Below are 11,525 nucleotides of genomic sequence, written 5' to 3'. Positions count from 1 at the left end.
AGGATGACCCGGGCATGCTCGAGACTGAACCGCCCGTCGGCCAAGGCGGCCCGTACCACCGGCCGCCCTTCCAACCCACGCGCCAGGGCGAGCGCAGCGTGCGCGGCCCGGCTGTCGACGACCTCCTGGGCGACCAGCCACGACGCCACATCCCGTGCACCGATCTCCTCGGCCACGTCCTGGCTGGCGGCCATCACCCGCAACCGCAGCTCGGCGAGCCCCGCTTCGAGCCGCGTCAGTGCGAGCAGCGCAGCGGTTTTGTCGGTGGTGGAGAGGAAGATCGGGTTCGCGTCCACGGCGTCACTCAGGGCGGCATCGATCGTCGCGAGAGTTGTCTGGATCTGATGCATGGTCACCACCCGAGAGAATCGTTTCGAACACGTATTCGAACTTTATCTGCTCAGATTGACCTAGACAACCCTCTTTGCTGACCGCATCGGGTGAAATGCTCGCCGTACCCGATCACGCGCGTGGTGGCCCGACGCAACCGATACGAAGGCACCCAACCCGCCCAAGACACGCGACCACGCTGGTACTGGCCCACGCTTCTCGTTTGTCTCTGGCCGCCCCGCGCACCGGGGGCGCCTCGACAAGCTCGGCGGGCGTTGCTCGGCGGGCGTCGCTCGGCGGGCGTCGCTCGGGGGGCGTTGCCCGGCGGACGGGGCGTGGCTCGGCGGCCGGGGCGTGGCTCGGCGGCCGGGGCGCCTCAACCCGCCGAAGCTGACCCCTCAACCCGCAGAAACTGACCCCTCGACCGACGACGCCAGCCCATCTGCGACACCGTGTCGCACGTTCTCGCTACCAATCGGTAGCCAACGCGACGACCGTCACATACTCTCGGTACATGAGCGCCTCGAACTCCGATCGTCAGCCTCTCGTCGACGGCCCGCGTGACCCCGAGCACGACCCGGCGGCGTCGTACGCCCTCGAGCCTGGCTATGTCAGCCGCCTGACCGCCCGGATCCTGGCGACCTCGGGGGAGACCCACGAGGTGCTCTCGCCGCTCGACGGTGCGCCACTGGCCCACATCCCCCAGTCGACGGATGCCGACGTCGAGGAGGCGTTCCGCCGCGCCCGCATCGCACAGGAGAAGTGGGTGCGCACCCCCGTGGCCGAGCGCGAGCGGCTGCTGCTGCGGCTGCACGACCTGGTGCTCGACCGGCAGGACGAGATCCTCGACCTGATCGTGCTGGAGTCGGGCAAGGCCCGCAAGCACGCCTTCGATGAGCCGCTGCACATCGCGCTGACGGCGCGCTACTACGGCCGCACCACCGCCAAGCACCTGGCCAGCGAGCGCCGTCCGGGCGTCATCCCGGCGCTGACCCGGATCGACGTCAACCACCTCCCCAAGGGTGTCGTCGGCGTGATCTCGCCGTGGAACTACCCGTTCACGATGGCGCTGTGCGACGGCCTGGCCGCCCTCGCCGCTGGCAACGCGGTCGTCGCCAAGCCTGACGCCCAGACCATGCTCACTGCTCTGCTCGGTGCCGAGCTGCTGGAGCAGGCTGGCTTCCCGAAGGACCTGTGGACGGTTGTCGCCGGCCCCGGTGACAAGGTGGGCACCAGCATCATCCAGCGGGCCGACTACATCTGCTTCACCGGCTCGACCGCGACCGGCAAGCTGATCGGCAAGCAGTGTGCCGAGCGCGTGATCGGCTGCTCGCTGGAGCTGGGCGGCAAGAACGCCATGCTGGTGCTTGCCGACGCCGACATCGAGCGCGCCGCCGAAGGCGCCACCCGGGCTGTCTTCTCCAACACCGGCCAGCTCTGTGTCTCGATCGAGCGGCTCTACGTCGCCGACGAGATCTACGACCGCTTCGTGGGGCGGTTCGTGGCCCGGACCCAGGCGATGACGCTCGGCGCCACGCTGGCCTGGGAGAACGACATGGGCTCGCTGATCAGCCAGAACCAGCTCGACACCACCGTCGCGCACGTCGACGACGCCGTGGCCAAGGGCGCACGGGTGCTCGCTGGCGGCAAGGCGCGGCCCGACCTCGGTCCGTTCTTCTACGAGCCGACCATCCTCGAGGGCGTGAGCCCCGAGATGACCTGCTTCGGCACCGAGACCTTCGGTCCGGTGGTCTCGGTCTACCGGGTCACCAGCGAGGAGGAGGCGATCGAGCGCGCCAACGATGGCGAGTACGGCCTCAATGCCGCCATCTACAGCCGTGACACCGCCCGCGCCCGCACGATCGCCGCCCGGATCAAGTCCGGCACGGTGAACATCAACGAGGCGTTCGCGGCCAGCTTCGCCAGCCTGGACGCGCCGATGGGCGGCTTCCGCCAGTCCGGCACGGGCCGCCGGCAGGGCGCTGAGGGGCTGCTGCGCTACACCGAGACCCAGTCGGTCGCGACCCAGCGGCTGCTGCGCTTCGGCCCGATGTTCGGCATGTCGGACGAGAGCTATGCCAAGACCATGACGCTGGCCCTGCGCGCGCTGAAGGCGCTCGGTCGTGCCTGAGCCACGGGTGGCCAAGCACTACGACGTCCTCATCGTCGGCTCCGGCTTCGGAGGCTCGGTCAGCGCGCTGCGGCTGACCGAGAAGGGCTACTCGGTCGGCGTGCTGGAGGCTGGCGCGCGGCTGCGCGACCAGGACTTCGCCGACACCTCGTGGGACCTGAAGAAGTTCCTCTTCAACCCGGCGCTGGGCTGCTACGGCATCCAACGCATCGACATGGTCAAGGACGCCATCATCCTGGCCGGCGCCGGCGTGGGTGGCGGCTCGCTGGTCTACGCCAACACGCTCTACGAGCCGCTCGACCCTTTCTACCGGGACCCGTCCTGGGCGCACATCACCGACTGGAAGTCCGAGCTGGCGCCCTACTACGACCAGGCCAAGCGGATGCTCGGCGTGGTGGTCAACCCGCACATCACGCCGGCCGACGAGGTCATGCAGAAGGTCGCCGCCGACATGGGTGTGGCCGAGACGTTCCACCAGGCGCCCGTCGGTGTCTTCTTCGGTGACGACGGTGTCGAGCCCGGCACCGAGGTCGCGGACCCCTACTTCGGCGGAGAGGGCCCTCGCCGTACGACGTGCATCGAGTGCGGCGAATGCATGGTCGGGTGTCGGCACAACGCCAAGAACACCTTGGTGAAGAACTACCTGCACCTCGCCGAGAAGAACGGCGCCGAGATCCATCCGCTCACCACCGTGACCCGGGTGATCCCGCGAGCCGCGTCGGAAGGGAGCGGCTACGAGGTGCATGCGCGCTGGACCAAGGCGAAGCTGTCGCGGCGTAGCGCCGTGAAGGTGTTCACCGCGGACCAGGTGATCTTCAGCGCCGCCGCGATCGGCACCCAGAAGCTGCTGCACCGGCTCAAGGCGACTGGCGACCTGCCGCGCATCTCCGACCGACTCGGCACGCTCACGCGCACCAACTCGGAGGCGATCCTCGGGGCGATCGCTCCCGACCTGTCGGTCGACTACACCCGCGGCGTGGCGATCACGTCCTCGATCCATCCCGACGCCACGACGCACTTCGAGCCGGTCCGCTACGGCAAGGGCTCGAACTCGATGTCCTTCCTGCAGACCGTGCTCACGGACGGCGGGCCCGACCGCAAGAAGCGCTGGCTGAAGGAGATGTGGACGCAGCGCCGCAACATCGCCCGGCTCTACGACGTCAAGCACTGGTCCGAGCGGATGGTCGTGCTGCTGGTGATGCAGGCGCTCGACAACTCCATCACCGTCGCCCCGAAGAAGACCGCACTCGGCTGGAAGCTCACCTCCAAGCAGGGTCACGGCCAGCCCAACCCGAGCTGGATACCCGCGGCCAACGAGGGTGCCCGGCTGATGGCCAAGGCGATGTCCAACGACGCGGGGGAGGGGTACGCCGGCGGCACCATCGGCGAACCCTTCGACATCCCGATGACCGCGCACTTCATCGGCGGTTGCGCGATCGGCGATTCGGAGGCGACCGGCGTGGTCGACCCCTACCAGCGGCTCTACGGGTACGACGGCCTGCACGTGGTCGACGGCTCCACGATCTCGGCGAACCTGGGGGTGAACCCCTCGCTGACCATCACCGCCCAGGCGGAGCGGGCGATGTCGTTCTGGCCCAACAAGGGCGAGGCCGACCCGCGGCCGGCGATGGGGGCGGCGTACGAGCGGGTGGAGCCGGTCTCCCCGGCCCGCCCGGCCGTTCCGCCGACCGCTCCGGCGGCCCTGCGGCTACCCATCGTGGGCATCAGCTGAGGCGCGTTTTTTCTTTTCAGATTTTTTTCGAACGGGCGTAACCGGGTCCCTCACTCCTCGTTGGAGTGGCAGACCCGGATTGCTCCCTCCCTATCCTCCGGGTTGCGCAGTCCAGGCACTGTCCATCAGTTGCGTGGACGATCAGGGCCCGGCCAACCTCCCTCCCCGGCCGGGCCCTGGTGCATTTCCGCCCTGGTTCGGTCCGCGGAGTCGGGCTAGGTTGCTGGTAGGTCGCGCCGACGCCTGAGGAGACGCCCATGCGTGCTGTGCTGTTCGAGAGCTACGAGACCTTCCCGACGCTCGCCGAGGTCGACAAGCCCGTTCCGGGGCCGGGCGAGGTCCTGCTGAAGGTGGCCGGCGCGGGTGCCTGCCACTCCGACGTCGCTATCTATCGCGAGTTCAAGCAGGGCCAGCCCGGCGCGCAAGTGCCGCCGTTCGTCCTCGGCCACGAGAACTCCGGCTGGGTCGAGGAGGTCGGCCCCGGTGTCACCGGGTTCACCCCCGGCGATGCCTACCTGGTCTACGGCCCGATCGGCTGCGGTCACTGCAAGGCCTGTTCCCGCGGCCAGGACACCTACTGCGAGAACGCTGCGACCAATCCCTATGCGGCGATCGGGCTGGGCCGCAACGGCGGCATGGCCGAGTACGTCGCGGTCCCCGCCCGCAACCTGGTCCCGCTCGGCGATACGGACCCGGTCCTGGCCGCGCCGCTCAGCGACGCCGGGCTGACGCCGTACCACGCGATCAAGCTCTCGCTGCCGAACCTGGCCGGCGGCGGCCGGTTCGCCCTCGTGGTGGGGCTGGGCGGCCTCGGCCAGATCGCCGTCCAGATCCTGACGGCACTGACCGGCGCCACCGTGATCGTGACCGACATGAAGGAGGAGGCGATGGCACGCGCCGTCGAGCGCGGAGCCGTCGCCGTACCGGGCGGTCCCGACCAGGTCGCCAGGATCCGTGAGATCACCGGCGGCCGAGGTGTGGACGCGGCCTTCGACTTCGTCGGTGCGGCGCCCACCATCAAGGCTGCCCAGGGCTCGCTGGCGATCGGTGGGCGGCTGACGGTGGTCGGCATCGCCGGTGGTGTCACCGACTGGTCGTTCTTCACCAACCCCTACGAGGCCACGATCACCAACACCTACTGGGGCACCATCGAGGACCTGCACGAGGTGGTGGCGATGTATCGCGCCGGGCAGATCGTGCCAGACGTCGAACGCTATGCGATGGAGGATGCGCTGGAGGCCTATCGCAAGCTCGAGGCCGGCGAGCTCAGCGGCCGCGCCGTGGTGACTCCACACGGCTGAGAGCCGGTTCGGCGCCTGGTCGGCGCGCCGATAGGATTCGGCCATGACGCAGGCCTCCTCGCACGAATCCGAGCACGACCTCGTCCTGGTCGTCGACTTCGGCGCGCAGTACGCGCAGCTGATCGCGCGCCGGGTCCGTGAGGCCCGGGTCTACTCCGAGATCGTGCCCCACACGATGTCGGTCGCGGACATGCTCGCCAAGAAGCCGAAGGCGATCATCCTGTCGGGCGGCCCGAGCTCGGTCTACGAGGAGGGCGCGCCGGCGATCGACGAGAACCTCTTCACGGCCGGGACCCCTGTCTTCGGGATGTGCTACGGATTCCAGCTGATGGCCCGCGGCATGGGCGGCACGGTGTCGGCCACCGGCGCGCGCGAGTACGGCCGCACGCCGGTCACGGTCGCCACCGGCGGCACCCTGCTCGCCGACATCCCGGCGGCGCACAGCGTCTGGATGTCGCACGGCGACTCCGTGACGGCGGCGCCCGAGGGCTTCGCCGTACTGGCCTCGACGGCGGTGACGCCCGTCGCCGCGTTCGAGAACGTGGACAAGGGCCTCGCCGGCGTGCAGTGGCACCCCGAGGTGCTGCACTCCGAGCACGGTCAGAAGGTGCTCGAGCACTTCCTGTGGGACATCGCCGGCTGCCGCCAGACCTGGACGATCGGCAACATCGCCGAGGAGCAGATCGAGCGCATCCGCGAGCAGATCGGCGAGGACGGCCGGGCCATCTGCGGCCTGTCCGGCGGTGTCGACTCCGCCGTCGCGGCCGCGATCGTGCAGCGTGCCATCGGCGATCGCCTCACCTGCGTGTACGTCGACCACGGCCTCATGCGCCAGGGCGAGTCGGAGCAGGTCGAGCGTGACTTCGTGGCAGCGACCGGCGCCAAGCTGGTGGTCGTCGATGCCGAGAAGCAGTTCCTCGACGCGCTCGCCGGGGTGAGCGAGCCGGAGACCAAGCGCAAGATCATCGGCCGCGAGTTCATCCGCTCCTTCGAGGGCGCCCAGGCCGACATCATCCGCGATGCCCCGGCGGGCACCACTGTCGGCTTCCTCGTGCAGGGCACGCTCTACCCCGACATCGTGGAGAGCGGCGGCGGCGCCGGTACGTCGACGATCAAGTCGCACCACAATGTCGGCGGCCTGCCGGAGGACCTCGAGTTCGAGCTGGTCGAGCCGCTGCGCACCCTGTTCAAGGACGAGGTCCGCGCGGTCGGCGAGCAGCTGGGCCTGCCCACCGAGATCGTGCAGCGCCAGCCGTTCCCCGGCCCCGGCCTCGGCATCCGGATCATCGGCGAGGTGACCCGCGACCGGCTCGACATCCTGCGGCATGCCGACGCGGTCGCCCGCGAGGAGCTGACCGCCGCCGGCCTGGACCGCGAGATCTGGCAGATGCCTGTCGTGCTGCTCGCCGATGTCCGCTCGGTCGGCGTCCAGGGCGACGGCCGGACCTACGGGCACCCGATCGTGCTGCGGCCGGTGACCTCCGAGGACGCCATGACCGCCGACTGGGCGCGACTGCCGTTCGAGCTGATCGAGAAGATCTCGACCCGGATCACCAACGAGGTGCGCGAGGTCAACCGCGTCGTGATCGACGTGACCTCCAAGCCGCCGGGCACCATCGAGTGGGAGTGAGCGAGGCGGCGACGCGAGCTTGCTCGTGGTCGCCAGCCGAGCGAGCAGCAGCGAGCAGCGCTGCCTGGGAGTGAGCCGCTGGGCCTGACCGTCTCCCTCAAATTGGGGTGACTACAGCCTGAACGCGCTGTTCGCGGCGCACGCACCCCGAGAGTCGGTGCAAGGGCCCCACTCGGGGGCTGTGCCCGACCGGGGAGGACCTCGTGAACGCTGCTCGGCTCCTTAGCGAGCGTGGCCAGGTGCCTGGCCGGCTGCTCGTCCTCACCACCTCTCTCGCGCTCGGTGTCATCACGGCGCTGTCCCTGGTCACCGGGCCGCCGGCTGCGGCGACGACGGCTGCGGGGCTGACCTACTCCTGCAGCTACGACGTACTGGGCTCGAACCTGCCCACCCCGGTGGTGCTCGACAGCGACGTACCGGCCGTCTCGGGGGTGAAGGATCCGCTGAACATCACCACCTCGATGACGCTGACGATGCCGGCGAGCGTGGCGGCGAAGATGGAGGCGCTGCCGGGCTTCAGGACCGCGCAGCTCTCACCGGACGGTGCGAGCGACGGCGTCAGCGAGACCTACATCGCGCCCACCGGTCGTACGCCGGTGATGGCACACCCCGTGCTCTCCCAGCTCGCCCCGGACGGCGACGGCAACGTGCCGTTCAGCGGGATGAGCCCGGCGCCGTACGCGATGAACCCGGGGCCGAGCGTCCCTGGCACCTACTCCCTGGTCGTCGGCACCCTGTCCTTCCAGTTGCACGTCGACGCGACCACGCCGGTGACCTACCAGATCAGCTGCCAGCCGCCGGCGGTGGACGTGCTGGTCGACACCTTCAGGATCACCGCGCCCACCAGCACGGCGGTGACCGTCACCGGCACCTGGACGTACGGCGACACCCCTCCTGGAGCGACCGCGACCGTCACCCGAACCGCCAGCGCATCCGGCTGGCCCGCCGTCAGCGGCACCGTGCAGTTCTACGTAGATGGCGACGCCGTAGGTGCCGTGGTCGCCGTCGACAGCTCCGGCACCGCGACCCTCGCGCACCTACCCGCGACGCTCGAGCCCGGCAGCCACCAGATCAGCGCGGTCTACCTGCCCGACGGCGCCAGCCCCTATCTGACCAGCACGTCGACGCCCAGTCCTGTCACGGTCGACATCCGCACCTCGGTCGCCATCACCGTCGCGCCCGCGTCGGTAGAGGTCGGCGATGAGGCCAGCGCCACGGCGACCGTCACCGGAAGCGATGACACCCTTGCACCGGGAAGCGTCACCTTCCTCTTGGACGCTAAGGCGATCGACACGATCCCGCTCACCTCCGGGACCGCGACGATCACGCTGCCCACGGCGGTGATGGGTCATCACAGCGTGACCGCCAGCTATGGGGGCAGCGGTCTGTACGAGAGCAGTACCGGCGGCCCTGAGGCGCTGGACGTCGCCGTGGCCACCACGATCACGAGGCTTCAGCTCGACTGGACCTCTGCGGCGTACGGCGAGCCGGTCACCGCATCCGTCACGGTGTCGAGCGCGCATGCGACGCCGACCGGCTCGGTGACGTTCACGGCGGGTGGTCGCAGTGTCAGTGCCACGCTGGTCGGCGGCCGAGCCCGGGTGACGCTGCCCATGCTGAGGCCGGGCAGATATCAGGTCCTCGCCACCTTCGTACCGGCCACGGGCAGCAACGTCGAGCGCAGCTCGTCGGCTCCGGCAATGCTGACGGTGTTGCGCGACGCCACCATCACACGGCAGACCATCCGCGCGTCCAGGCACGGCACCCGGCTGGTCTGTGCGGTCGACGTCGCCGCCGTGCACGGCACGCCTGTCACCGGGCGAGTGCGTGTGACACTGAAGCAACCGGGGCGGGGACACAAGACCAAGTCGGTGCTGCTGGAGGGGGGAAGCCGGACCGTACGGTTCAGCGGGTTGCCCAAGCACGGCCGGTGGAGTGTGGTGGCGACGTACGCGGGGAGCGGGACACTGACGCCCTCGATCAGCAAGGTGCGCCGCGGCGGTCACTGACAGCCGGCGCGTAGCCGGCCCACGAGGCTGTCCGAGGGGTGGGGGGAATCGTGACCTGCGCCACAGCGCAGGGCTAAGGTGACCGCGCCGACCTCGCCCGTCGAGAGGATCACCGATGTACCCGGGTACCTGGGCCCAGCAGACCCCCGACAAGCCGGCGTTGATCATGTCCGGCTCCGGCCGGGTGCTCACCTACGCCGAGCTCGACGACCGCAGCCTCCGGCTCGCGCGGCACCTGCGCGCGGCCGGTCTCGAGGTCGGCGACGGAGTCGCGATGATCAGCGACAACAGGCTCGAGACCTACGAGGTCTACTGGGCGGCGATGCGCTCGGGGCTCTACATCACTGCCGTCAACAGCCACCTCTCGGCGCCCGAGGCGTCCTACATCGTCAGCGACTGCGGCGCGAAGGCGCTCATCGTCTCCGCCGCCCTGGCCGAGACCGTCGTCGACCTGGACGTCGAGGTCGCCGAGCGACGCGCCTTCGGCGGCCACGTCGACGGGTACGCCGACTACGAGGCGGCACTGGCGGCCGCCGGCAACGAGCCGCTCCCCGAGCAGCCGCACGGTGACGACCTGCTGTACTCCAGCGGAACGACCGGCCGGCCCAAGGGGATCAAGCGGCCGCTGCCCCAGATCGCGGTGGATGAGCCGGGCTACCTCTACCCGACGGTGTTCGGGCAGGCCTACGGCTTCGGGGCGGACACGGTCTACCTCTCGCCTGCGCCGGTCTACCACGCCGCACCGCTGCGCTTCGTGGGCTCGATCCACGTCGCTGGGGGCACCGCGGTGATGATGGAGCGCTTCGATGCCGAGGCGGCCCTGGCAGCGATCGAGAAGCACCGGGTGACGCACACCCAGATGGTCCCGACCATGTTCGTGAGGATGCTCAAGCTGCCCGAGGAGGTGCGGGCGGCGTACGACGTCTCCAGTCTGCGCTGTGTCGTGCACGCAGCGGCGCCGTGTCCGGTCGACGTGAAGCGCCGGATGATCGAGTGGTTCGGGCCCGTGATCGAGGAGTACTACGCCTCCACCGAGTCCAACGGCTCCACCATGATCGACTCGAGGACGTGGCTGCAGCACCCCGGCTCGGTGGGCAAGCCGCTGCTGGGTATCCCGCACATCGTCGGCGAGGACGGGGCGGAGTGCTCCGCCGGTGAGATCGGCACGATCTACTTCGAGCGCGACGGCCGGACCTTCAGCTATCACAACGACCCTGCCAAGACGCACGCTGCCGAGCACCCGGCCCACTCGAACTGGACGACCGTCGGCGATCTCGGCTACCTGGACGAGGACGGCTTCCTCTTCCTCACCGACCGGCAGGCGTTCATGATCATCAGCGGGGGCGTCAACATCTACCCGCAGGAGATCGAGGACCTCTTCGCCCTGCACCCGGCGGTCGCCGACATCGCCGTCATCGGGGTGCCGGACGAGGAGATGGGGGAGCGGGTCGTCGCCGTCGTCCAGCCGGCGCCGGGGGCGGTGGGGGACCAGTCGCTGGCCGATGAACTCACGGCGTACGCGCGTGAGCGCATTGCGCGCTTCAAGGTGCCCCGAGAGATCCACTTCCGCGAGGACCTTCCCCGCACCCCGACGGGGAAGATGGTCAAGGGCAAGCTCCGAGACCTGTACGCCGCCACGTCCTGAGCGGTCCTGCTGCCGCTGCGATCGGGGGCCGACGAGCGCCGGACAGGGGTGGCGCGCGTTCGATTTGGCAACGTCGACCGAAGTGCGTACTGTTCTCCGAGTCGCCACGGGCGGCGGGGAGCAAGACCCGAGAGGGTTCGGGCTCCCGGCCTGAGGATGATCACCCTCCTTCAACTTCTTCACCGGGTTGAGACGCGTGCTCATGGAGCAGCGTTGAAGATCCGGTGCTGGGGTGTGGGATAGGGGTGTGGAGAGTGAAGCGGATATCGCGAAATTGCGGGATGCGGTTCGGTTCGGCTAAAGTGGTTATCACTGCGGCGGAAACGAAAAGCGCAAAACGCGAAATTGCGGAAAGCGAAAGTCTCCGGTAAGGTACTGCCAGGCGCAAAACGCCGGGTAGGATATTGCAAGCCCCGCAGGGGAAATGCTCGCAAGGGTGTTGATCCACGGTGCGCGTGTGATTCTTGAGAACTCAACAGTGTGTCATAGTCGACGAATTAGTTTGTTATGCCCCGTTACCTTCGGGTGATGGTTTTGACAATGAATTCTGGCAATATGTCAGGTTCTCTTGTTCAGGCATCTCTTTGTCCCGGCTGGCCTTTGGGTTGGTTGGGTTTTGTTTTTCTACGGAGAGTTTGATCCTGGCTCAGGACGAACGCTGGCGGCGTGCTTAACACATGCAAGTCGAGCGGAAAGGCCTTTCGGGGTACTCGAGCGGCGAACGGGTGAGTAACACGTGAGTAATCT

At 68.8% G+C, this 11,525-nt stretch carries 6 protein-coding genes, 1 rRNA gene and 1 pseudogene; 7 read left to right on the top strand and 1 reads right to left on the bottom strand.

The window, feature by feature from the left end:
• A pseudogene (locus H036_RS21275) lies at positions 1-350 on the bottom strand (HNH endonuclease); the annotation flags it as partial.
• 494 nt (positions 351-844) lie between these two features.
• Here H036_RS21275 and H036_RS0100035 point away from each other — a divergent pair.
• The 7 genes from H036_RS0100035 to H036_RS0100005 all read left to right on the top strand — a co-directional run.
• Positions 845-2,461 (top strand): succinic semialdehyde dehydrogenase, encoded by a 1,617-nt coding sequence (locus tag H036_RS0100035; RefSeq protein ID WP_017932714.1) that lies wholly within the window; start codon positions 845-847, stop codon positions 2,459-2,461.
• Positions 2,454-4,193, top strand: coding sequence for a GMC oxidoreductase (locus H036_RS0100030; RefSeq protein WP_442852430.1), 1,740 nt, complete (start codon positions 2,454-2,456; stop codon positions 4,191-4,193). The genes H036_RS0100035 and H036_RS0100030 overlap by 8 nt, the downstream gene beginning before the upstream one ends.
• Positions 4,194-4,450: 257 nt before the next feature.
• Positions 4,451-5,494, top strand: coding sequence for an NAD(P)-dependent alcohol dehydrogenase (locus H036_RS0100025; protein WP_017932712.1), 1,044 nt, complete (start codon positions 4,451-4,453; stop codon positions 5,492-5,494).
• Between the two features lie 43 nt (positions 5,495-5,537).
• Positions 5,538-7,124: a glutamine-hydrolyzing GMP synthase gene (gene guaA / locus H036_RS0100020; RefSeq protein ID WP_017932711.1), complete on the top strand. Its 1,587-nt coding sequence runs from the start codon at positions 5,538-5,540 to the stop codon at positions 7,122-7,124.
• A gap of 239 nt (positions 7,125-7,363) precedes the next feature.
• A complete protein-coding gene (locus tag H036_RS0100015) occupies positions 7,364-9,133 on the top strand; it encodes an Ig-like domain-containing protein (RefSeq protein ID WP_017932710.1) in 1,770 nt (589 codons plus the stop codon).
• Between the two features lie 115 nt (positions 9,134-9,248).
• Positions 9,249-10,778 carry an acyl-CoA synthetase gene (locus tag H036_RS0100010; protein ID WP_017932709.1) on the top strand — a complete coding sequence of 510 codons (1,530 nt, stop codon included), beginning with the start codon at positions 9,249-9,251 and terminating at the stop codon, positions 10,776-10,778.
• A gap of 623 nt (positions 10,779-11,401) precedes the next feature.
• Positions 11,402-11,525 (top strand): 16S ribosomal RNA (locus tag H036_RS0100005); the annotation flags it as partial.

This window comes from Nocardioides sp. Iso805N (genome assembly GCF_000364605.1).
Taxonomy (GTDB): Bacteria; Actinomycetota; Actinomycetes; order Propionibacteriales; family Nocardioidaceae; genus Nocardioides.
This window is presented reverse-complemented; position numbering and strand designations above follow the sequence as displayed.